We start from the raw sequence: 20,072 nt of genomic DNA, 5'->3' as shown, positions 1-20,072 counted from the left end.
CCCCGTGCGCGGCACCCCGTGACTCCCCACCGCCGCGCACGGGCCCGTGCCGCCGGCCCCCGTCCCCCGCGGGGACCGGCGGCACCCCTCCCAGTGACCATCCACTCAGCCGAGAGAGACACCGTGACCCCGCCCGTGACGACCAGCGCACCGATCACGCCCCTGACGCCGACCCTGCAGCGCGTCGCCCAGCACCTCGCGAACGGCCTCACGGCCAAGGAGATTGCGGCAGAGACCAGCCTGTCGGCCGTGACCGTCCGCCAGTACATGCGCGACATCCGTGAGAGCCTGCACTGCCCGCCCCGCTGCAAGCCCCCGGTGATCGTGCACCGCCTGTTCACCACCCAGCAGGTGGCCTCACCCACGGCGGACCGGCCAGCGCCATCCCTCACCCCGGACCAGCGGCTGCTGCTCCGAGCCGTCGCCGAGCACAGCGACCCCCGTGACATCGCCGTCGCCGCCAAGCTCGCCCCCGCCGACCAGCGCGCCGCACTCGACCAACTCCTCGCCGACACGGGCGCGCGGGACACCACCCACCTGGTGATCCTTGCCCACGGCTGGAAGCTGCTGCCGACCGACCCGGCGGCGCGGAGCGGAGCGAGCCAGTGAGAAGGCCCCCCACTCCCCTGGCCAACGAGGAGGCTCCGGCTTCCACCTCGTTCGCAGCGAAGTACCCGGGCGCCGTGTACGCGGTGCGCAGGTTACGTACGGACGCCGAGCGCGCGGAAGCCGCTGCCCTCGTGCAGGACCGGCAGCGCTGGCTCACCCTGCGCGGTCTCCCCGTGCCCGCCCAAGCCGACGTGCCGGCCCTGTTCCGCGACCCGCACACGACGTCGGCCGGTCTGTTCGAGGACGGAAAGCTGCTCGCCTGCATGGTCCCCGCGCGCGACCCCGGACTCAGCTGGGGCGAAGGCCCCTGCCTCCGCCTGGGCCTAGTGCACACCCTGCCCGAGCAGCCCGACGACATCACCCGGCTGATCACCCTGTGGGCCTCCGACTTCGCCGCCCGGCAGAGCCTCCCGCTCGTACGGGCCGAAATCCTGGCAGGCCACACCCTGCAAGCCGAACCCATCGCCGCCCTGCTGCGTCGGCTCACGGACATGGGCTGGGACGTGCGGGGTTCCGGTCCGGGACGGGAGGGGGACCGGGTCGCCCGCCTCGAACTGGCCGCCGAGCACCGCCCCCGACTCAGCACACTAATCAGCTGCCAAACCCAAGCTCCCCATCTTGCCGCGGAAGAAGGGAGCAGCACGTGACAACCGAAAAGCCGCAGCGGCCCGACATCGCCCGCGAGCTGATCGCCCGCGCCACGGAATCGGCAGCGCACCGGGCCACACGCGTGCGCAACCAGCTCGATGGCGTCCAACTCGGCCGTGGTCGGCACACCGACTACGCCAACGCCAAGTTTCTGCACCGCGTCCTGGGCGAATACGAGTGGCCCGGCCACCGCCTCGTCGGCCCTGCTGCTGCCCGAGCCGCCTGGAGCATCGCCCTGCACAGCGACCACGATCTCGTCTTCCAGCGCGCCGCCACCATCCTACTCGGACGTGCGGTCGAGGTCGGCGACGCGCTCGTCCACCACTGGGCACACCTACACGACCGCACCCTCATCAACACCGGCCAGGACCAGGAGTACGGCACCCAGCTCCTGCTGAGCTCCGACCGCATCGAGCTGTGCCCACTGCGCGCGCCGGGATCCGTCGACAAACGAAGGGCCACGGTCGGTCTGCCGCCGATCGCTGTCGCACTGGAGACGGTGCGTAGCCGGTACATGCCTAACGGCTCTACCGATGAAGTCCCGAGCGTCGTCCTCGCGGAGGCCGCGTGAACAAGCGGAACACCGCGGTCCCCACCATTCGGCCTTCATGCCGCACATCCGCTCTGCGAAAGGGTTGTTGATCGATGAAGCTCCCTACCGCCGTCCTCGCTGCCGGTGTTGCCCTGTCCCTCACGACCGCCGTGGTCGGAGCCGCCCGGCTCAGGCAGAACGCACGGCACCAGGCCGAGCGGCACGAGGCGCTCCTCGCGGGCAACCAGCTCGACTGGCTGAACCGGGTGTCCACCAACGCCGACCTCGCCGAGCTGTGGAAGCCCGAGGACATGAAGGCCGAGGAGTACATGCAGCTCATGTCGGCCAACCGACTCATCTGCGCCCTCAGCCTCCGACACTGCCTCGGCCGCGTCCGCGACGGACAGCTGCCGTTCTACGCCGAGATGGTCATGAGCAGTGACGTCTGCCGGCGCTACTGGCAGCGCTTCGGCGACCTCCGCGCTCAGGAGGCCGAGGGCGACAAGCGGGCCGAGCACTTCACCCGGGTGCTGGACCAGGCCGCGAAGAACCATCCTCAAGCGCAGCCCGCGGCAGCCTGACGGCGTATCTCGGTTCACCTTTCGGACTTCCGTGTCCCGTCCCCAATTCCTCTTCCGGACAGCAGTTCTCGTGTCTGAAGAGGTGGCCGGCGAGGACCCGACTGGCGCAGGCCACACAGCTGTTGCCCACCGGGGTCGGCCGTACCGCAACACACCGAATCGAAGTGTTCCACCGGACCAATCAGGAGGATTCCCGTGACTCCCAGGGTGACCGACCAGGGCATGAGGACCGCCTCGGCCTCTGCCGCGCAGGACCCGTTCGACCTCGACATCAGCGTCATCGAATCGGGTGGCACGGTCGGGGCGTGTATCGCCTCCGACGGCGGCTGCGGCTCAACCTGCGGTGGCAACGCCTGTATCTCCAGCGGCTCCTGACCACACCAGACCACCGGCACGACGCCCATGTCCTGTCGGCGCCGCCCACGCGGCACGTCCCTCGCGGCTCGATCGGAGCCGCGCACGACAACGGAGGAATCACCACATGCAGAACGACGAATTCGACCTCGACATCAGCGTCCTGGAGTCCGACGACGGCTCCGCCACGCTGATCAACCTCACCGACGACGGCTGCGGCAGCACCTGCTCCAGCCCGTGCGCCACCAACGTGGCCTGATCATCTTCCACCGCACGACGAGTAGGGAGACACCCCCATGAACGCGAACACGATCAAGGGCCAGGCACAGTCCCCGGCCGCCACGGCGGGCGGTGACGCGTTCGACCTGGACATCAGCGTCCTGGAGTCCGGCGACGGCTCCGCCACGGTGATCAACCTGACGGACGACGGCTGCAAGCCGAGCTGCCAGGGGTCCTGCGCCACCAACGTGGCCTGACCTCGGCGCATTGATCTGCCAGCCCGCGCGGCCTTGCGCCGCGCGGGCTGGCACCCACCCCAACACACCACAACCAGGGAGGGTGCATGGGTTCCCGGAAGGACGGCCCGCTGTACCGGTGCGCGGATACTGCGCTGGTGCGCGCCGCCCGTTCCTCGAGGCTGCGGCTTCCCGCGTGGCCGGACCTCACCGACGACACCCCGGACTGCGAGGTGCGGTGGCAGACGTGGCTGCGCGACGTCTGGTCGCTGTCCGAGGCCGCCGACTCCATCGAGCAGGCCAGCCCTCTGCTCGCGCAGCAGGTTCAGACCCTGTGCTCGGTGGCCAGTCCCGAGACCCGTCAGTTGCGCCGCGCAGTGGTGTCGGTCATGCGGTACCTGCTGCGTATGACGGGCCGGGCGACCCCGAACGGTCTGTTCGCCGGTATCGCGCCCGCCTCGTTCGGGGAACGACCGGGATGGTCCTGGGGTGAGTGGCATCGACCCGTCATCCGCGCCGACGGCGACTGGATCGCGGACCTGGTCGCCCGTCTGGAAGCAGATCCTGAACTCCTGCGGCACCTTCATGTGATGGCCAACAACACCATCTTCGTACGGGGCGATCGGCTGATCGTGCCCTACCCGCCCCGTTCATGCCGTACCGACGGCAGCCCAGCGGCCGAAGTGTCCCTCCGGTACACCAGCGCCGTACGTATCGCCGTTGATGCCACCGCCTCGCCCGTCCCCGTCCATGCGGTGGTCGCACTGATGAGGAGCGAGTTCCCCGACGTTCCCGCGGACCGGGTGGAAGGGCTCGTCAGCAGCCTCGTCGAACGCGGTGTGCTCATCAGCAGCCTGCACGCGCCCTCTGCCACCCTCGACGCCCTGGACCACCTGGTCGAGCAGGCCGAAGCAGCCGCCGCCTCATCAGCCACGGACCTCGTGGCCGACCTGCGGACGGTCCGCGACGCCATCGCCCGGCACAACCAGGTCCTGGCCCCGGCGGACGGCCGGCACCTGCGTACCGCCTTACGTCGGAAAATGACCGCTTTGAGTAGCGTCAAGGCTCAGCCGTTCACGCTGGACCTTCGCATGGACTGCTCCCTCACTCTGCCCCCACAGGTTGCCCGCGAGGCGGAGCAGGCCGCCACGGTGCTGGCCCGGCTGAGCGCGTACCCCTTCGGCACTCCGGCATGGAAGGACTTCCACAACCGATTCTTCGAGCGGTACGGCATCAACTCACTCGTCCCGGTCCGGGACCTGGTGGACCCCGATGTCGGCCTCGGGTTCCCGGTCGGATACCGCGATGCGCAACCTGAACAGGGTGAGGCCCTGACCGCCCGTGAACAGCGGCTGCTCTCCCTCGCCCAAGCGGCCGTCCTCGACGGCCGCGACGAGATCCGCCTGGACGAGGACCTGATCCGCACGTTGACGGTCGGAGATCGCAACGCCCCGCAGGTACCGGCCCACACGGAGCTGCGCTTTCGAATCCGTGCCGCTTCGCAAGAGGCCCTGGAGAGTGGAGACTTCGTTCTCCACAGCATCGCCCCGTCCCGCGGGATCGGCACCACGATCGGCCGCAGCCTGGGGCTGCTCGCATCAGACGATCAGGCCCGCATGGCCGTCATGCTGGAAGAGCTGCCGGTCAACACGCCCGGCGCGGTGCCCACGCAGGTCTCCTTCACCCCACTCGACCGGGGCGACACCAACGTCACCCGCGTTACAGAACTCCTGCCGGCCGTCATCAGCCTGGCGGAGCACCGTCCGGTCGACGCGCGCACCATCCCGCTCGACGACCTCGCCGTGGGCTGCGACCGCCGCAGGCTCTACCTCGTCTCCCTCTCCCGCGCCTGCCTGCTGGACCCCATGACGCTGCACGCGCTGGACCTGCGCGGCCACACGCCGCCGCTCGCACGCTTCCTCACCGAGATCAGCCGGGCCCAGACCGCCGTCCTGACCGTCTTCCCCTGGGCGTCCGCTACCGCACTGCCGTACCTGCCGCGGGTGCGCTACGGCCGCGCGATCCTCTCTCCGGCGAGGTGGCGACTGAACCGGTCGGAGCTGCCCGACCGCCGCGCCTCCTGGGGGGAGTGGCACAAGGCGGCCGACGAGTGGCGCGCACGCCGCCGAGTTCCGGACGAAGTCGCGCTGGCCGAGGGCGACCAGCTTCTGCCGCTGGACCTCTCCGAGCGCGCGCACCTCGCGCTGCTGCGCGCCCACCTGGACACTCATGAATCGGTGATCTTGACGGAAGCGGAATCCGAGGAAGGCTGGTTCGACGGACGGTCCCACGAGATCATCGCCCCGATGACGGCCGTCCGCCCGCCGCAGTGGCCGGCCGTCCCTCCCGTCACCGCGGACCAGCTCGTCACCCGCGACCACGGTCACCTTCCGGGCGCCGCCTCCTGGCTGCTGGTCAAGCTGTACGGGCACGTCGAACGGCAGCCCGAGATCCTTGCCGACCACCTGCCCGCGCTGCTCGGCCAGTGGGACGCGCCGCCGACCTGGTGGTACATTCGCTACCGCGATCCCCGCTGGCACCTGCGCCTGCGCATCGCGGTCCCCAGCGAGCAGGACTTCGCCCTCACCGCACAACGCGTGAGCGCCTGGGCGAACGGACTGCGCCGTGCCGGGCTCCTCACCGACATGCAGTTCGCGACCTCCTATCCGGAGACCGGCCGGTGGGGCCCCGGGCCGCTGATGGGCCTGGCCGAGGACGTCTTCGCCGCTGACTCCCGAGCCCTGGCCGTCCAGTTCGCCCAAAGCTCCCGTCCGCACCAACAGGTCCTCGCCGCAGCGAACTTCGTCTCCGTCGCCGCCGCCTTCACCGGCAGCACCGCAGCCGGCATGAACTGGCTGATTGCCCACGGCCGGATCACTGACCCGCGCCCTATGGACCGGACCGTGCGCGGTCAGGCGTTGCGCCTAGCCGACCCGGCCGACGGCTGGGCGGCCCTGCGCGCGGCTCCCGGCGGCGACGCCATCGCCAGCGCCTGGAGCGAGCGCGACGCGGCCCTGGCCCGCTACCGGCAGAAGCTGGACGCGTTCGGTGGCATCGACCCGGACGTCGTTCTCGACTCGCTGCTGCACGCCCACCACATCCGCGCCGCCGGCATCGACAAGGACGACGAGCGGATGTGCGTACGGCTGGCCCACGCCGCCGCGATGGCCTGGACTCACCGAGGAGATCACCATGAATCTGCGTGAAAGCGCGCGGGCAGCCGCCGACACGATCGCCGAGCGGCTTGCCTCGCCGCAGGATGTACGGGGGCTGCATCACCGCCAGGGCTGGTGGCCGCAGTCGCTCGCGCACGGCGCGGTCGGTGTCGCGCTGCTGCACATCGAGCGGGCCCGCACCGAGCTGGGTCCGTGGCAGCGCGCCCACGACTGGCTCGCCTGCGCCGCAGCCGAACCCGCTGTCGGCGGCCCGGACAGCCACCTCTACTACGGGGCGCCCGCGCTCGCCTTCGCCCTGCACGCCGCCGCCGACCGCCCCGGACGCTACGCCCGCGCCCTGGACGCCCTCGACCGGTACGTCACGAAGGCGATCCGGGACCGGCTCGCGGACGCCCACGCACGCATGGACCGCGGCGAGATGCCCGCGCTGGCGGAGTTCGACGCGATCCGCGGCCTGAGCGGGCTGGGCGGGCTCCTGCTGCACCGCGACGTCCATACCGACGTCGTCCGCGAGATCCTGACCTACCTGGTCCGCCTGACCGAGCCGGTCAAGCAGGACGGGGAAGTTCTGCCCGGCTGGTGGAGCTCCCTAGCTCCCTCCGGCACGATCTCCCCGGAATATCCGGAAGGGCACGCCAATAACGGCGTCGCCCACGGCATCGGCGGCCCCCTCGCTGTGCTCTCCCTCGCAGCCCGCCGCAGCGTCACCGTCGAGGGCCACCTCGACGCGATCACCCGCATCCTGGCCTGGCTCGACCACTGGCAGCAGGACGGCCCCGCCGGCCCGTGGTGGCCGTACTGGATCACCCGTGAGCAACTACGCTCCGGCACGATCGGCCCCGGACCATCCCGGCCGTCCTGGTGCTACGGCACCGCAGGATTCGCCCGCGCCCAGCAGCTCGCCGCCATCGCCCTCAAGGACCCGGCGCGCCAACACGCCGCCGAATTCGCCCTCCTGCGCGCCATGACCGACCCCGGACAACTCGACGCGACCGTGGACGTCTCCCTGTGCCACGGCTTCGCCGGCCTGGCGCACATCACACAACTCGCTGCCACCGACGCCCTCACTCCCGGCCTCACCGAATGCCTGCCCCGGCTCCTGGCACCAATCACCGAGACCACGCCCGGCGCCCTGGCGGACTCCCTAATCAACCCTCCCGGCGGCGGCGACATCGGGCTCCTCGAAGGTGCCGCAGGCACCGCCCTCGCCCTGCACTCCTTCCACACCGGAACGCCGTCCGCGTCCGGGTGGGACACCTGCTTCCTGATCAACTAGCCGACGAGAAGAGGAAACATGGCAGCGGACGAATGGCCGCAACGCCTCATCCGGTTCACCGACTGGAGCCGCGCGGAGGCCACCGCCGTGGAGCATCTACTCCCAGTGCTGATCGCCCATGAGTCGGAACTGGCCCAGTGGTCCTTCCTGCGAAAGTTCCCCTGGTGGCGGTTGCGGTACCGGGCCGCGGGCCCGGACACGGCGAAGGCCCTGGACGCTGCCCTGGACGAGCTGGTCGACGCCGGCGTCCTCGCTTCCTGGACGCGAGGCATCTACGAGCCGGAAGAGACAGCCTTCGGCGGCCCCGCCGCGATGAAGATCGGCCACACCCTGTTCCACTACGACAGCCGTCACCTGCTGGAGAAGGCGGACCGCCAGCGGACAGTGAGCGGCCCCCAGCTCGGCCGCCGCGAGCTGGCGGTGCTCCTGCTCAGCGTGGCGATGCGCGCGGCGGGTCTCGACTGGTACGAGCAGGGCGACGTCTGGGCGAGGATCGCGGCCGAGCGCCCCGGCGACGAGGTCTGCGGTCCGCAACGGCACCGGGCCGCTGTCCACCGGTTGATGACCGTCGACGTCAGCACCACCAGCCGCAGCGTCACCCAGGGCCGACTCGCGCCGCTGGCCGAGTGGATAGCCACGTTCGAGTGGTTTGGCCAGCAGCTCGCGGACCTCAACCGTCAGGGCCGCCTGGAACGAGGGTTGCGGGCCGTGATCGCCCACCACGGCATCTTCCACTTCAACCGCCTGGGCCTCCCCGCCCAGGACCAGCGCACCTTGTCAACACTCGCGAAAGAGGTAGTCATGGGAACGAGCGACAACACCGCGTCCACCCGAGCTGAGGGGACGGCGAGCACTACGGTCAACGGGGTGAACAGTGACACCATCGAAGCCCCCTCCGCAGACCGTCTGCGCGCCCAGCTGATCGACCACCTGGTCGAGACCGGGTGCGTGCGCACGCCCCGGGTGGAGGAGGCCATGCGGACCGTACCCCGCCACCTCTTCGTCCCCAACGCCCCCCTAGAAAAGGCGTACGGCAACACACCCGTGGACACGAAGTTCGACGGATCCGGCCGCTCCATCAGCTGCGCCTCCCAGCCTGACATCGTCGCCATGATGCTGGAACAACTCGACGTCCAGCCCGGCCAGAAGATCCTGGAGCTGGGGGCCGGCACCGGCTTCAACGCCGGACTCCTCGGCTACCTCGTCGGCGAGACGGGACACGTCACCACGATCGACGTGGACGAGGACATCGTGGACGGAGCGCGCGGCGGGCTGGCCGCCGCCGGCATCCACAACGTCGAAGTGGTCCTCGGAGACGGAGCCGTGGGCCACGCCTCCAACGCGCCGTACGACCGGATCGAAGCCACCGTCGGCGCCCACGGCGTTCCGCACGCCTGGCTCGACCAGCTCGCCCCCGGCGGACGACTCCTCACACCACTACGCCTGCGCGGCAGCGTCTCCCGCTCGATCGCCTTCGAGAACCAGGACGGAGCCTGGCGCAGCGTCGGCAGCCAGATGAACACGTTCATGCCGCTGCGCCGGGGAATCGCCGACGACCCGCGCGTCTTCGTTCCCCTGGACCCCGACAACACCGTCACCCTCGTCACCAACGGAGACCAGAAGGTCGACGCTGACGCCCTGCGCGACATCTTCCGCCAGCCGCGCGCCGAGGCGTGGACGGACGTCACCTTCCGGGGCCCGGAATCGGCGGAGTACCTGGAGCTGTGGCTCGCCTGCGCCATGCCGAACGGCCTGAGCCGGATGCCCGCCAAGCCCGAAGCCATCGAGAAGGGACTGGTCACCGCGCCCTACCCGTCCTCGACCGCGGTCTTCGAGGGTGGCACGCTCACCTACCTCACCCGGCGCCCCTACGCGAAGAAGGCCCCCGATGGCGCCACCCTGTACGAGTTCGGCGTCATCGGCCACGGCACCGACGCCGAGGCCCTCGCCGGGGACGTCGCGGACCAGATCCGCACCTGGGACCAGCACTTCCGAGCGCTCGACGTCGGCTTCGAGATTCAGCCGCTCGACGCGACCCCGCTCGCCCCGAAGCCCGGCCGCTTCACCTTCGACAACCCGCTGAACCGCATCGTCATCGAATGGCAGTGACATGGACGTCAGCCAGATAGCGAAGCGGTTCCCGCTCGTTGCCCGTCCACGTCCAGCGTGCCCGCCTCTCGCTGAACGCATCCGCGAAATCACCGACCTCGCTGCCGCCGCCGAGCGCGACGACAACGTGACCTCCGCAACCGTCGCCCTGAACAAGGCGGCACTGATCGCAAGCGACTGCGGCATGCCGGACCTGGCACGCTCTCTGTGCTGGCGCCACGCCGAGGCCGTCCTGCGCGCCCAGCCCCTGGGCGCGCAGGAAGCCCGGTACGCCCTGGAACCTCTGGTCAACCTGGCCCGACTGCGCATCCGCGACGGCGACGGGACTGGCGCGTATCATCTGCTCGATTCCCTGAACCGAGCAGTCAGATCGAAGACGGAAGCGGTCATCGACGACCGCGCCACGTCCTTCCAACGCCTCACGAAGTCGGCTTCCGACCATCAACAGGTATGCCAATGGCTGTGGGCCGTACTCCTCGGCGACGGAACCCGTGCCCTCGTCGCAGCAGGTGAATGGGACTACGCCCGGGCGCACAGTAGGCAACACCGGGGCGTGGGAAAGCGCCTCTTCGACGGGCGCCAAGTCGAGGTGCTCGTCCGCTGCCTCGGCGAGCAGCCCAGCGATGCGTTGAAGTTCCTACACGAGAGCACCCTGGTGGAGCCATGGGAGCACGCCGTCGCGGCAGCCCTTGCCGTCCTCTGCCACAGGGCAGCCGACGAGCAGCCAGTCGAGCCGATCAACAAGATGGTGCAGCACTACCTGGCTCTCGGCTCGGCCCCCGACCTTGCCGTCTTCCGCTCTCGTGTAGGACTGGTTGTGCTCGACCTCTCCCCAGAGTCCCGACAAGCCGAATTGATGCACCGCCTCACCAGCGAAGCGACGACGCATCCCGACGGGTACATCGCACGAGACGTCCTGGCCCACTCTGTGTGCCGCGAAGGGCTGAGCCAGGACGAGCGCAGAACGCTCTCCACTGCAGTCGCCTCCGCCGGCCTCGGACGGGGCAGCATCCCCGACCCTCTGGATCAGGCCATACGGGACGCTTCAACAGTCGCAGCGGATGTCTGGCAACGCCACGCTAGCTGCCGAGCTAACGCCTGGCCCGCATGACCGGCACCCCGAGCGGCGCACCCCGTCGTATGTCCACTGCAACCGCGGTTGGCCGAGCGAACTCGACGCGAATCAACAGGAGTTCTCGTGAACGAGATGCGGCCCAGCGAGCAGATGCGCAACCTCGGCGTAGTCCAGGAAGGCGCCTCCGTCCTTGCCGAGCCAGCACGCCCCTTCTCACTCCCTGCCGAACGTGAGGCCGCCGAGCAAGCCGTGGAAAGCCTGTTCACCTCCATGGCGCGCATCGCAGGCGTCCACACGTTCGCCAAGGGCATGGGCATTGCAGCCCCACAGATCGGCATCCGCCGGGCCGCGGCCGTCGTCCAGCCCGCCGAGCCAGGAGCGGGCGCGATCGTACTGCTCAACCCCCGGGTCATCGCCGCCTCGCAGGAGACCGACGACCAGTACGAGGGATGCCTGAGCTTCTTCGACGTACGCGGCCTCGTCCCTCGCCCCCTCCGGATCACGGTCGAGACCACGACACTCGACGGGACGACCGTGACCACTGACTACGAACGCGGCCTCGCCCGTCTGGTCCACCACGAGATCGACCACCTCGACGGCCACCTGTACACAGCCCGGATGCGCCCCGGAGTGCAGCCCATCTCCGTGACCGAGTACCGGCAGACCGGACGGGCCTGGTCCTACGAGCACTGAAACCCGATCCTGCCGGCCCGCGAGCCGGTGCAGGGGCCCGAAAGCCGGGTGAGATACCTGGGAGGCGTAGCGGCCGCTCTCAACCACGCCCCTCCTTCGGATCAGCGCGCCAGGTGGAAGACGGCTGCGGCCACGATGGTGCCGAGGATGGTGCCTGCGATCACTTGGTTGCGTGTGTGGTCCCGCAGCTCGACGCGGGACCAGCCGACGACGACGACCAACAGGAAGCCAAGGGCCATCCACGGGCCGTAGGTCTGCACGAGCATCGCGCAGGCACCTGCGGACACGGCCTGGTGGACGGAGATCTTCCAGGCGAAGGTGATCGCGGTGAGAATCGCGAGCGTCACGAGCATCGAGACGATGAGGGCAACCATGGTGCGCGGCGCCCCCGCGACAAGCATCAGGACGATGCCGGTGGCTACGGAGAGCAGGATGACGGCCATCACGACTAGCCGTGCTGGCTTCGCTCCGACGTGTCTGTCGCCCCAGTGACCCTTGCGAATGCCGTACTTGATGAAGGTGATCGGGATGACGGCCGCGAAGAGGGCGCCGACCACACCCCAAGCAACACCTGTCCATTCTGCGGTGTGCCAGCCGACCAGCAGCGTGACAGCGATGATCCAGTTCTTCGGCTCAAGCCAGTCTGTAATGCGGCGGGCCAGCCGCGACTCGCTGGGGCGGACATCAGTTGTCATCTGAGGAGATCCTTTCCGAAGCGCCCTGCTCGTGGGAAACGGACGAATGTTCTTTCCGGACGAATTCGGAAACGACTGGCGAGGAGAGGTACGCGCGGGCAACGGTGCGCAACCATGACAGTTCGCTCGCTCTGTCTCGGCCAGTGACGCCGAGGGGTGGATATTCAACTCCCCGCAGCCGTTCCCCATTTCGTGCGCTCTGGACGGCTGCACGCAACCAGCAGGCTTCCGCCACTGCGTCAGAGAGTTGCGCAGCGACCCCTTCCTGACGGACGAACCTCCGGGCCTTTGCGTGCATGTCGACTGACACGTACTCGCGAAGCGCCAGGCAGGCATCCTCGATCTCGATGACGCACCGTTCCAGCCGGAAGCGGACACGCCACCTGCCTACAGATGTCGCCAGCACCACATACGGGGCTGCTTCCGTGAGCTGCACCCAGAGCGGACGCAGTTTCCGCAGGGTGCTCCACGCGGCGACGTATTCCACGGCGACGGAGAGAGGAGGCAAGCAGACGCCGACGGCGACCGACAGGACGGTGGCTTGCTTGAGCGTTGTGGAGAGAAGGTTCTCCAAAGCTGGATAGCTGGTGCCGGAGGCAAGCTGAACCGTCACGAAGACGATGCGCTGGAGGGCGTACAGGCTTCCGAGCAGGGTTCCCAAGCCCAGAAATCCGAGGCCGGCCTTCCCCAGGAGAGTCCGGCTGTGACGTACGCCGCCGAGGAACAGCCATGTAGCGACGACCATGGCGATGCCGATGTACAGCGTGAAGACCGTCATGTAGAGGACGGGAAAGAGGGCGCCACGGCCCTCCCCAAGCCTGACGGGCCCTCCTGACGTCCAGTTGGCCAGGGCGTAGAAGGCGAGCATGAGGGGCAACGTCACGCCGGCGGCCACCAGCCGGGTGCGACTTGCCAGGCCCTGCGGTCGAACGACTGCGATGACGAAGTCGAGCAGATATGCCGCCGAGGTAACGCCGAGCAGGTGCTTCAGCAGCGGCGACAGCCTGGCGTCTGCGCCGACGGCGGCATCGACTGCCTCTTTGACCGGCGGAACCTCGAACGTCATGGCAGCTGCGAGAGCCACCAGGGTCAGCGCCAGACTTCGCTGCTTGCGAGAGTGCCGGAGGGACGGCAGCCGCCACAGAGCCACCAGCCAGAGGACGCCGGCGATGAGGGTGGATGTACTCATGAGCGGCGGTTCCTCCGTGGGTGGACCAGGGCGTCGTCGAGCCGCGCCACGGCACCGGACCGACCGCGTTCCCGGCCCGAGTGGGCAAGATCGTGAAAGAGCTCTCCCAGGCAGGAGGCGGCCATTTCGGCGTCGTACTCGGTCTCGCTGTCGTAGCTCGTCCGGCCGAGAGCGGAGAGCACGGCAGAGGGGTCGACCCCGTCAGGCAGGACTCCCAGTAGAGACCTGACGACGCTCTCGTTGTTCCCGGCGTGCCCGAGCAGCAGGTGCGCTAGCTCGTGGCGCACGATTTGTGCACGATGCCGCTCGCTGGTAGCCGCGACGTGAAAGACGTAATCCCCGTGGTCGAACGAGAGGACCATTCCGCAGGGAGCGTTGGCCCCTCCGGTCTCAGGCAATTCGTGGAGGTGCAGGGGGCGGCCACGCTTGACGGCGAGCTGCCGGCATATTTCATCCACCGCGTAGGGATCGGATATCTCGATCCCCCGCAACTGCTCCTCACACAGTCGCCTCAGCTGCGCCTCTCTGCGCGCGAATTGCCGCTTGAACATGGACGAGATCCTTGCTGTAGCCCCCGAATGAGCGCTGACACGGCCTGCGCTAACCGGAACCCACCATTCCGCGTGGTTCTAGCGGAGCTTTGCATAGGTACAGATGGTTGCCCAAGGCGATCTTGAAGATCCATGCGCGGCATACCAGTCAAATCCACCCAGCAGGTGAGTGAGGTCACATCACTGCCCGGGCTTGTCGAGCCCTTCCCACCGTCTCGCCTGATTGATCACATCCGTGATCATCCTCAAGCTGTCCGCCGAGAGGCCGTTGGCTCGAAGCGCAAGGCCGCGGACGTCGCTGTCGGCTACGGCCTCGATGAGTTCCATGGAGGCGCGCACCTTCTCGGCCTCCTCGGCGTCGTAGTCCGAGAAGAAGTACTGCTCTTTGACGTGGAAGTGGCCGGCCAGTCGTTCCACCGTCGTGTAGGTGGGGTTGGGCTTCGCACCGGTCCGCAGCTGCGAGATCGCACTCTCGGACACGGAGATCGCCCGGGCGACCTCGGCATTGGTGTAACGCTTGCCGGTCTCCGGGTTCGTCACGGTCTGGAACAGGTGGTTGAGCTTGTCGGCGAATGAGCGCCGAGCGTCGGCCGCGCCGCCGGGCGCCTCCGCCGGCCCGCTGGACTCCACCATCACCGACTCCTCTCATCTAGACGCCGACTCCGGACTGTACTGCAGTGTAGTTCCCAGGACCAAAGGCTGAGAGGCTTCACTTCAGTGTTGACAGACTGGGATCACTCTGGCGTAGGTTTTCGAACACAGCTTCACTGAAGTGATGTGACGCCGGCGGGGTGCGGTAAGCGCTCCTTGCCCGGCCGTCGTGACCTACGTACGCGCTAGGACTCGCCCATGCTCGCTCCACCCCCGTCGCAGCAGCTCACGCGACTTCTACAGGGTTTAAGAACCAACTCTGGACCTTGACGCGGAGCCGTGCGTATGTTCGTCGTCCCCCGCCGGGCAGACCGCCCGCACGGACGAGCACAGGAGCAATGACGTGCACAACCTCCGGGCCTCATAGGCCCCAGAACACAGCGACGGCGCCCGAGAGCGGCAACTCCCGGACGCCGGACGCTTAACGGCTGTACCGCCCCGGCAAGGGCGGAGATCGCCACCATCACCACGCTGATCCCTTCCACGGGGCGTCTCAGCGTGGCAACACCAAAGGAGATTCTTGCATGCGCTCCGCCCTGCGCAAAAGGCCCTACCGTCCGGCCTGCGCGGCAGCTAGCTCCGCCTCGGCGCCTCAGCGCCCCGAGCCGGACCGCACCATCCAGGCCCCCGCGGGCCGCCCCGCCCGCCCGCTTGCCGGGAGCGGCCGATGAGCAGCGAAGCTCGCGAGTGGGTGTGGGAGCACAGCTCCAGCCGAGGGGCCGCGCGTCTGGTCCTGCTGTCGATCGCCGACCGGGTGGCCGACGACCAGTGCATCTCCTGGGCCTCCCTGTCCAGCCTGGCCAAGCGCACGCACGCCTCGGTCTCCACGGTGCGCGAAGCCATCGAACGCCTCGTCCTGGCCGGCGAGCTGGAACAGCTCGACGACCTGGTGGGCCCGCAGCGCAGCACGGTCTACCGCCTGCCGCTCGCCGCCGAAGCAGTCGCACAGGCGCTGCGAGAGCAGCGGGAGGAAACGGGCGAGACGGCAGTGCCGGACGAGCCCGCTGGCCCTGCCAAGCTCCGGCTGTCGGCCCTGCGGCGGTACGGAATCCGCCCGCGTGAGGTGCCGGAATCCCCCGCCAGGGTCCGGAAACCGGCAGTACCGGAAACCGGCAGGCCCAGGCGGAAACCGGCACAGCGGCGTACCGGCCACCGGCACAGCGATGTACCGGCCACCGGCACACAGAACCGTAGTGAACCTAATTTGAACCGGAGGTACAGCAGTGGTGGTGCTGCCGTCCTCCCGGCTGCCGAGTGGCAGGTCGACCCCGCCACCCACACCTGGGCCCGCCGGCAGGGACACCTCGACCGCCTCGGCGAGCATGGCCTGCAGGCCGCCGACGCGAAGTGGCGTGCCCACCGGGCGGCCCACGCCCCGAGGCCGGCGGAAGCCTGGGCTGCCGACTGGCGAGCCTGGATCACCCGGGAACACGCCCCCAACCGCCCGAACCTCTACGCCGTGCCCGGCCAGAACACCGCCGCGCCCGGTGGCATGACGCGGGCCGAGAAGCACACCGCCGCCCTTCTCGCCGCCCTGGACGAGCCGACCGGAACGGAGGGCTGACCGTGGACCGCCGCGAAATCGCCGCCCTGCTGGCCTACATCGGCCGACTCGACCCCCGCAGCATCCGCACCGACGAGGGCGAGGCCCGCGACCAGCTCGCCCAGTGGCACGAGCTGCTCGGCGACGTGCCGATGGCCACCCCGCACGGCTGGGACGCCCGCATCGCCGCCCGCCAGCACTACCGCACCTCGCCGTACCAGATCCAACCCGCCGACGTGGTCCGCCCCTGGGAGAGCTACCGGCGCAACCGCCTGGCCCTCCACTGGGACCCCACACCGTCCGCGGACCCGGACGACCAGGCCGCCTGGACCGCAGAGCTGGTCGGCACCCGCCGTGCCGTCGCCGCCGGCATAGCGCAGCCCGCGTATGCCCCGGCCATCACCAGCAGCCAGGAGGGGATCAACCCGAGGCTGCAGGCTCGGCTGGACCAGATCGGCTCCTGCATACCGCCCGCCGCCCGCGCCGCTCTCGCACCGTTCCGGCCCGCCCGGGCAGCACGCGAAGCCGCCGTCGCGCAGGGGCTGCCCGATGCCCTGAGCGTGCGATGCGAGTGGTGTCTGGCCCCGGTCGGCGAGCCGTGCCGGCGCCGCCGGATCGGCCCCAACGACGGGGTACGCGCCATCACGCCGCGCGCCACCCCGCACCCCGGCCGTGTGGATCTCGCCGCCCAGCAGGCCCAGCACGCCGAGCAGGCCCAGCAGCCCGCCCTGGCCTGACCGGAGCCTCCGGCGCGTGCATCCCGTCTGCTGCACCGCCGCAACCTCACCGTCCCGCACCGGATGCGGCGCACGCCCACGCGCCGCAGCCGGCGCCCGACGCCGCACCCGCCAGGCACTGCGTTAGCCGGCCGGTGTGGCAGCACATCGGAGACTCGCCTTGCGCCGCATCACCACCCACGACGCGCCGGCCACCGGCTTGCGCGGCATCGCAGACACCAGCTGGCACGTCCGCGGAGCGTGCCACGGCATGGACGTCGAGGACGCCGACGCCGTGTTCTTCCCCGGGCCCCGGGATCACGAGGAGATCGCGGAGGCGAAGGAGCTGTGCGGCTGGTGCCCTGTACGCCGCGCGTGCCTGGACTTCGCTCTGGAGAACGTCCTCAAGGAGGGCGTCTGGGGCGGGCTCACTGAAGCCGAGCGGCGCCCGCTGCACGACAACCTGCACCGGCGCCTGGACTACCGGCGTGTGACCGCCTTCTTCCAGGGACGCGACGTGCACCTGACGGAAGCCGAGCGGCAGGTGGTCATCGACCACGCCTACGTCCGGGGCTGGCAGCCCGACCGGCTCGCTGCCGCCCTGCAGATCAGCCACAAGCACGCCCGTGACCTGCTCCGGCAAGCGGCCAACAAGGTCTTCGACCGGGACCGCAATTACGGCGTGCCCCGCTCCAGGAAGAAGCGGAAGAAGACCTCCAAGGCCAAGGGCACCCCCGCGCCCGCAGCTCCCGGCACTCAGCAGCCGACAGGCCGCCCGGCGGCGTCGACCTCGGCGCACGCCCCTCTCGGAAAGGCAGCATGACCCACCCTGTCCTCGCCTTCGGTGCTACTTCGGACCTCCCTCTCCTCCTCGCCGCCGTCGTGCCCGCCGCCCTCGCGCTCGTGCTGACCGCCTGGGCGATCCGGCGCCGGGGAACCCGCCCGCGGAAACGTCTCGGCGGCCCGGCGGTCAAGGTCGCCGCCGTCGCCGCCCTGGGCTGCACCGCCTACAGCGCCGACACCAGCTGGCGCTTCGCGGCCGACTACCTCGACATGGCCGGCACCGCCGAGCGCGCCGGCATGTTCGCCGCCGCCGAACTCGCCCTGTTCGCCACCGCGCTGATGGCACGGCAGAACCTCGCCGTCCAGGGCGCTCCTGGCCTGCCGGGCACGCTGGTCTGGGTGATCACCACGGTGCAGGTGATCCCCGCCTACGCCGAGAGCGGCCCCGTCGGAGGCACGGTCCGCGCCTTCGTCGGACCGGTCATGGCGGCGATGCTGTGGCACCTGGCCATGGGCATCGAACTGCGCCTGCGCACCCCGGGTGCAGCCTCGAACGGACTGCTCGCCGTCCTGGGCCGGGAGGCACGCGAGCGGCTGCTGTCCCGCCTGGGCATTGCCGCGCGGGACCGTGACGCAGCGCAGATCACCCGGGACCGGGCCACCGCCCGTGCGGTCACCCTCGCCGCCCGCCTCGCCGAGCGCACACCCGAGCAGCAGCAGAGCCGTCGCGGCCGGCGGCTGACGCGACGCCTGTCGAAGGCGGTCGGCAGGGCTTCGGTCGGCACCGACCCTCTCCAGCGGGCGCAGCTGCTCGACCAGCTCGCCGCTCGGCGACACGCGCTGGCGCTCGCCACGGTCCCGCTCCCTTCTCCCTGGTCCCCGGCGCACAGCAGCGCATCGGCGGCCACGGTCCCCGTACAGCCGACATCGGATGTGCCGGTCCCCGTCCCCAGTCCCGACGGTTCCGACGAGCCGGTCCCGGACCGAGGAGCGAGGGCTCCTCGGGGCCCCGTCCCCGAGAACCCGGAAGCCGAGGTCGACGCAAGGACCAAGGGCGACGCAACGGGAACGTTCGCGGGAACCAAGCCCTCTGAAGACGGTGCGGTCCCAGGGACCGTGCTCGCCGGACCGGGAGCCGCAGCGCGGGACGCAGCGGCCATGAGGACCGACCACAGCACGCGAGAAGTGGCAGCTCAGGACCCGGGTTCTCATCGGGGACCGGGCATCACGAAGTCGGGGACCGAGACCACCGAGGACCGAGGACCGACCGCCCCACAGTCCGGGACCGAAACCACCCAGGACCGAGGACCGACCGCCCCACAGTCCGGGACCGAAACCACCCAGGACCGAGGACACAAGGTCCCGCTTCGCCGGAAGCCGACCAGGACCTCCCGGACGAAGAACAAGGACAAGCGTGCACGGTCCCGCTCGCAGACGGAGCGCCAGGCACGCGAGCTGGGTGAATCCGAGCGCCAGCTTGTCCGTGAGGTGCGTCCCCATGTGCCGGCTCTGCTCGAACGGGACGGCAACGGCGCGATCACCCGAGTGCAGCTGCGCGAAATCATCCGCCGCCAGGGCCTGACGGGTGTCGGTAACGACCGACTCGGCCTGGTCCTCCAGGAGCTGCGGAACGGGGACATCACGACGACGAGGAGCACCGCCCGATGAAGACCTGCCACCAGTTCAAGACGGTCCGCGCCGAGTACGAGCGCGAGATCGGATTCATGCTCGCTCACTCCGAGCGGCATGCGGGCAGGCCGGCGGCGAAGTCCAGCGCGAAGCAGGCAGCCTCGGCGAAACAGCGGATGGCCCGCGCGCTCAACAGCCACGTCGGACGCTGCCCCGAATGCGGCTGAACCGGCAAATCCCAGCACAAGGCCCGTATCCGTAAAGGTGGCCCAGCTCCACGCCGGGCCACCGCCCCGCTTAGGAGGTACGCCATGATTCCTCGTCCCCCTCGCTTTTCCGGGCCCACCACCGCCGAGGCCGGTGCCTGGGCGGACGTCTTGGTCCGCCGGCAACTCCTCCACGCCGTCGTCCTCACGCCGACCGGGCAGTGGCTCGTCCAGGACCGTCCCAACAGACCGGTTCGCGTCCTTGCCAGCCCAGCCGAAGTTCTCGCGCTGGCCGCAACCATCCAGCAACGCACCCGCTCTACGAGGCCCGAATCCCGATGACGAACGCACCCAAGAACGGCACCACCCCGGAACCTGATCGCGGCTCCAACTCGGTCTCGGGGCGAGCAAGTTATCGCAAGAGCATTGCTCCCGAGGGGAGCAATGCTCTTGCGTTCCCCGCCCCTGGAGTGGCGGGAGCGGAACGGCACCGGGGGGCGCCGATCCGTGAGGATGCGACCGAGGGCGGCTCGCATCCCGAGGGGCAGGACCAGCACGCCTGCCACAGTGCGCACTGCACGCACACCGCCCCTTCAAAGCC

At 69.6% G+C, this 20,072-nt stretch carries 21 protein-coding genes; 17 read left to right on the top strand and 4 right to left on the bottom strand.

The genetic code is table 11. The features are described 5' to 3' along the window. The first annotated feature begins 135 nt into the window (after positions 1 to 135). The 12 genes from ACFYOJ_RS19665 (at position 136) to ACFYOJ_RS19610 (ending at position 11,508) form a co-directional block, all read left to right on the top strand. Positions 136 to 609 (top strand): LuxR C-terminal-related transcriptional regulator, encoded by a 474-nt coding sequence (locus ACFYOJ_RS19665; RefSeq protein WP_233520684.1) that lies wholly within the window; start codon positions 136 to 138, stop codon positions 607 to 609. Continuing rightward, positions 606 to 1,256 (top strand): hypothetical protein, encoded by a 651-nt coding sequence (locus tag ACFYOJ_RS19660; protein WP_114530918.1) that lies wholly within the window; start codon positions 606 to 608, stop codon positions 1,254 to 1,256. Before ACFYOJ_RS19665 ends, ACFYOJ_RS19660 begins: the two co-directional genes overlap by 4 nt. After that, positions 1,253 to 1,828 (top strand): DUF6624 domain-containing protein, encoded by a 576-nt coding sequence (locus ACFYOJ_RS19655; protein WP_114530919.1) that lies wholly within the window; start codon positions 1,253 to 1,255, stop codon positions 1,826 to 1,828. The genes ACFYOJ_RS19660 and ACFYOJ_RS19655 overlap by 4 nt, the downstream gene beginning before the upstream one ends. A 74-nt stretch (positions 1,829 to 1,902) precedes the next feature. Next, the gene (locus ACFYOJ_RS19650; RefSeq protein WP_054100456.1) at positions 1,903 to 2,370 is read left to right on the top strand and encodes a DUF6082 family protein; all 468 of its coding nucleotides are present in this window, start codon (positions 1,903 to 1,905) and stop codon (positions 2,368 to 2,370) included. A 195-nt stretch (positions 2,371 to 2,565) separates the two neighbouring features. Next, the gene (locus ACFYOJ_RS19645; RefSeq protein WP_061441530.1) at positions 2,566 to 2,745 is read left to right on the top strand and encodes an FxLD family lanthipeptide; all 180 of its coding nucleotides are present in this window, start codon (positions 2,566 to 2,568) and stop codon (positions 2,743 to 2,745) included. A gap of 106 nt (positions 2,746 to 2,851) precedes the next feature. Further along, positions 2,852 to 2,983 carry an FxLD family lanthipeptide gene (locus tag ACFYOJ_RS19640; protein WP_011031314.1) on the top strand — a complete coding sequence of 44 codons (132 nt, stop codon included), beginning with the start codon at positions 2,852 to 2,854 and terminating at the stop codon, positions 2,981 to 2,983. A gap of 37 nt (positions 2,984 to 3,020) precedes the next feature. Further along, positions 3,021 to 3,200: an FxLD family lanthipeptide gene (locus ACFYOJ_RS19635; RefSeq protein ID WP_054100455.1), complete on the top strand. Its 180-nt coding sequence runs from the start codon at positions 3,021 to 3,023 to the stop codon at positions 3,198 to 3,200. A gap of 86 nt (positions 3,201 to 3,286) precedes the next feature. Continuing rightward, positions 3,287 to 6,385 carry a lantibiotic dehydratase gene (locus ACFYOJ_RS19630; protein WP_061441531.1) on the top strand — a complete coding sequence of 1,033 codons (3,099 nt, stop codon included), beginning with the start codon at positions 3,287 to 3,289 and terminating at the stop codon, positions 6,383 to 6,385. Then, positions 6,372 to 7,631: a lanthionine synthetase C family protein gene (locus ACFYOJ_RS19625; protein ID WP_061441532.1), complete on the top strand. Its 1,260-nt coding sequence runs from the start codon at positions 6,372 to 6,374 to the stop codon at positions 7,629 to 7,631. The genes ACFYOJ_RS19630 and ACFYOJ_RS19625 overlap by 14 nt, the downstream gene beginning before the upstream one ends. An 18-nt stretch (positions 7,632 to 7,649) precedes the next feature. Then, positions 7,650 to 9,740 carry a methyltransferase, FxLD system gene (gene fxlM, locus ACFYOJ_RS19620; protein ID WP_114530920.1) on the top strand — a complete coding sequence of 697 codons (2,091 nt, stop codon included), beginning with the start codon at positions 7,650 to 7,652 and terminating at the stop codon, positions 9,738 to 9,740. Position 9,741: 1 nt separating this feature from the next. Then, entirely contained in the window at positions 9,742 to 10,851 is a 1,110-nt protein-coding gene (locus tag ACFYOJ_RS19615) for a hypothetical protein (protein WP_061441534.1), read from the top strand. Between the two features lie 96 nt (positions 10,852 to 10,947). Continuing rightward, positions 10,948 to 11,508: a peptide deformylase gene (locus tag ACFYOJ_RS19610; protein ID WP_233520842.1), complete on the top strand. Its 561-nt coding sequence runs from the start codon at positions 10,948 to 10,950 to the stop codon at positions 11,506 to 11,508. Between the two features lie 101 nt (positions 11,509 to 11,609). On the opposite strand, the gene ACFYOJ_RS19605 is transcribed toward ACFYOJ_RS19610, so the two are convergent. From ACFYOJ_RS19605 to ACFYOJ_RS19590, 4 genes are all read right to left on the bottom strand, one after another. Beyond that, a complete protein-coding gene (locus ACFYOJ_RS19605) occupies positions 11,610 to 12,203 on the bottom strand; it encodes a phosphatase PAP2 family protein (RefSeq protein WP_054100449.1) in 594 nt (197 codons plus the stop codon). Beyond that, complete coding sequence (locus ACFYOJ_RS19600; protein ID WP_061441536.1) at positions 12,193 to 13,392, bottom strand: MAB_1171c family putative transporter; 1,200 nt, start codon at positions 13,390 to 13,392, stop codon at positions 12,193 to 12,195. Before ACFYOJ_RS19600 ends, ACFYOJ_RS19605 begins: the two co-directional genes overlap by 11 nt. Further along, positions 13,389 to 13,943, bottom strand: coding sequence for a hypothetical protein (locus ACFYOJ_RS19595; RefSeq protein WP_007491146.1), 555 nt, complete (start codon positions 13,941 to 13,943; stop codon positions 13,389 to 13,391). Before ACFYOJ_RS19595 ends, ACFYOJ_RS19600 begins: the two co-directional genes overlap by 4 nt. Before the next feature lie 180 nt (positions 13,944 to 14,123). Further along, complete coding sequence (locus ACFYOJ_RS19590) at positions 14,124 to 14,576, bottom strand: helix-turn-helix domain-containing protein (protein ID WP_007491144.1); 453 nt, start codon at positions 14,574 to 14,576, stop codon at positions 14,124 to 14,126. A gap of 685 nt (positions 14,577 to 15,261) precedes the next feature. Here ACFYOJ_RS19590 and ACFYOJ_RS19585 point away from each other — a divergent pair. The 5 genes from ACFYOJ_RS19585 to ACFYOJ_RS19565 all read left to right on the top strand — a co-directional run bounded on the left by ACFYOJ_RS19585 (position 15,262) and on the right by ACFYOJ_RS19565 (position 19,492). Then, positions 15,262 to 16,158, top strand: coding sequence for a helix-turn-helix domain-containing protein (locus tag ACFYOJ_RS19585; RefSeq protein WP_061441537.1), 897 nt, complete (start codon positions 15,262 to 15,264; stop codon positions 16,156 to 16,158). A 2-nt stretch (positions 16,159 to 16,160) separates the two neighbouring features. Continuing rightward, on the top strand, positions 16,161 to 16,874 hold the full coding sequence (locus ACFYOJ_RS19580; RefSeq protein ID WP_061441538.1) for a hypothetical protein: 714 nt from the start codon (positions 16,161 to 16,163) through the stop codon (positions 16,872 to 16,874). Between the two features lie 160 nt (positions 16,875 to 17,034). Beyond that, positions 17,035 to 17,676: a WhiB family transcriptional regulator gene (locus ACFYOJ_RS19575; RefSeq protein WP_061441539.1), complete on the top strand. Its 642-nt coding sequence runs from the start codon at positions 17,035 to 17,037 to the stop codon at positions 17,674 to 17,676. Further along, positions 17,673 to 19,304 carry a hypothetical protein gene (locus ACFYOJ_RS19570; protein WP_355271186.1) on the top strand — a complete coding sequence of 544 codons (1,632 nt, stop codon included), beginning with the start codon at positions 17,673 to 17,675 and terminating at the stop codon, positions 19,302 to 19,304. The genes ACFYOJ_RS19575 and ACFYOJ_RS19570 overlap by 4 nt, the downstream gene beginning before the upstream one ends. Then, the gene (locus ACFYOJ_RS19565; RefSeq protein ID WP_007491133.1) at positions 19,301 to 19,492 is read left to right on the top strand and encodes a hypothetical protein; all 192 of its coding nucleotides are present in this window, start codon (positions 19,301 to 19,303) and stop codon (positions 19,490 to 19,492) included. The genes ACFYOJ_RS19570 and ACFYOJ_RS19565 overlap by 4 nt, the downstream gene beginning before the upstream one ends. The last annotated feature ends 580 nt before the right edge of the window (positions 19,493 to 20,072 follow it).

Origin of the sequence: Streptomyces sp. NPDC006384 (assembly GCF_042870695.1) — a bacterium.
In the GTDB taxonomy this organism is placed as follows: domain Bacteria; phylum Actinomycetota; class Actinomycetes; order Streptomycetales; family Streptomycetaceae; genus Streptomyces.
The sequence above is the reverse complement of the archived record's forward strand: the minus strand, read 5'-3'. Positions and strand labels throughout refer to the sequence as shown.

Bases quoted from the DNA above. Each gene is read 5' to 3' on its own strand.
- ACFYOJ_RS19650 (WP_054100456.1), top strand. From the start codon at position 1,903: ATGAAGCTCCCTACCGCCGTCCTCGCTGCCGGTGTTGCCCTGTCCCTC.
- ACFYOJ_RS19640 (WP_011031314.1), top strand. From the start codon at position 2,852: ATGCAGAACGACGAATTCGACCTCGACATCAGCGTCCTGGAGTCCGAC.
- ACFYOJ_RS19635 (WP_054100455.1), top strand. From the start codon at position 3,021: ATGAACGCGAACACGATCAAGGGCCAGGCACAGTCCCCGGCCGCCACG.
- ACFYOJ_RS19630 (WP_061441531.1), top strand. From the start codon at position 3,287: ATGGGTTCCCGGAAGGACGGCCCGCTGTACCGGTGCGCGGATACTGCG.
- ACFYOJ_RS19625 (WP_061441532.1), top strand. From the start codon at position 6,372: ATGAATCTGCGTGAAAGCGCGCGGGCAGCCGCCGACACGATCGCCGAG.
- fxlM (WP_114530920.1), top strand. From the start codon at position 7,650: ATGGCAGCGGACGAATGGCCGCAACGCCTCATCCGGTTCACCGACTGG.
- ACFYOJ_RS19615 (WP_061441534.1), top strand. From the start codon at position 9,742: ATGGACGTCAGCCAGATAGCGAAGCGGTTCCCGCTCGTTGCCCGTCCA.
- ACFYOJ_RS19610 (WP_233520842.1), top strand. From the start codon at position 10,948: ATGCGGCCCAGCGAGCAGATGCGCAACCTCGGCGTAGTCCAGGAAGGC.
- ACFYOJ_RS19605 (WP_054100449.1), bottom strand. From the start codon at position 12,203: ATGACAACTGATGTCCGCCCCAGCGAGTCGCGGCTGGCCCGCCGCATT.
- ACFYOJ_RS19600 (WP_061441536.1), bottom strand. From the start codon at position 13,392: ATGAGTACATCCACCCTCATCGCCGGCGTCCTCTGGCTGGTGGCTCTG.
- ACFYOJ_RS19595 (WP_007491146.1), bottom strand. From the start codon at position 13,943: ATGTTCAAGCGGCAATTCGCGCGCAGAGAGGCGCAGCTGAGGCGACTG.
- ACFYOJ_RS19590 (WP_007491144.1), bottom strand. From the start codon at position 14,576: ATGGTGGAGTCCAGCGGGCCGGCGGAGGCGCCCGGCGGCGCGGCCGAC.
- ACFYOJ_RS19585 (WP_061441537.1), top strand. From the start codon at position 15,262: ATGAGCAGCGAAGCTCGCGAGTGGGTGTGGGAGCACAGCTCCAGCCGA.
- ACFYOJ_RS19570 (WP_355271186.1), top strand. From the start codon at position 17,673: ATGACCCACCCTGTCCTCGCCTTCGGTGCTACTTCGGACCTCCCTCTC.
- ACFYOJ_RS19565 (WP_007491133.1), top strand. From the start codon at position 19,301: ATGAAGACCTGCCACCAGTTCAAGACGGTCCGCGCCGAGTACGAGCGC.